The sequence below is a fragment of the Paenibacillus sp. GQ49 genome (genome assembly GCF_059759055.1).
This window is the reverse complement of the sequence record NZ_JCAXEL010000053.1, coordinates 1-545: the sequence shown is the minus strand read 5'-3', so window position 1 is coordinate 545 and position 545 is coordinate 1. Positions and strand designations below refer to the sequence as shown.

General features: G+C 47.3%; 5 tRNA genes. All 5 read left to right on the top strand.

The annotated features are described in order from the left end of the window. Positions 1–21 precede the first annotated feature (21 nt). Positions 22–97 (top strand) — tRNA-Thr (locus AC6CIF_RS31875). A 97-nt stretch (positions 98–194) separates the two neighbouring features. Then, positions 195–270 (top strand) — tRNA-His (locus AC6CIF_RS31870). A gap of 11 nt (positions 271–281) precedes the next feature. After that, positions 282–356: transfer RNA gene (locus AC6CIF_RS31865), tRNA-Gln, on the top strand. A 9-nt stretch (positions 357–365) separates the two neighbouring features. Continuing rightward, positions 366–441, top strand: a tRNA-Lys gene (locus AC6CIF_RS31860). A 9-nt stretch (positions 442–450) separates the two neighbouring features. After that, positions 451–538, top strand: a tRNA-Leu gene (locus tag AC6CIF_RS31855). Positions 539–545 lie beyond the last annotated feature (7 nt).

Genomic DNA, 545 nt, shown 5'->3' with positions numbered 1-545 from the left:
TTTTAATTAAATATACACCGTGCCGGTGTAGCTCAACTGGTAGAGCAACTGACTTGTAATCAGTAGGTTGGGGGTTCAAGTCCTCTCGCCGGCACCATTTTTAGTATTTACATCTGAATTTGTGATAGAATGTATATTATAGATGCAGTTGCTAATACTAAGATACTCTTAGTGGATGAATGGCTTACTCTATGGCGATCGTGGCGAAGTGGTTAACGCACCGGTTTGTGGATCCGGCATTCGGGGGTTCAATTCCCCTCGATCGCCCCATGATTTTTTAATGGGGATTAGCCAAGCGGTAAGGCAACGGACTTTGACTCCGTCATGCATAGGTTCAAATCCTATATCCCCAGCCATTTCATTACGAGTCATTAGCTCAGTTGGTAGAGCACCTGACTTTTAATCAGGGTGTCGAAGGTTCGAGCCCTTCATGACTCACCATTATATTTTGCGGTCGTGGCGGAATTGGCAGACGCGCACGGTTCAGGTCCGTGTGGGCTAACCCCCCGTGGAGGTTCGAGTCCTCTCGACCGCACCATATGTTT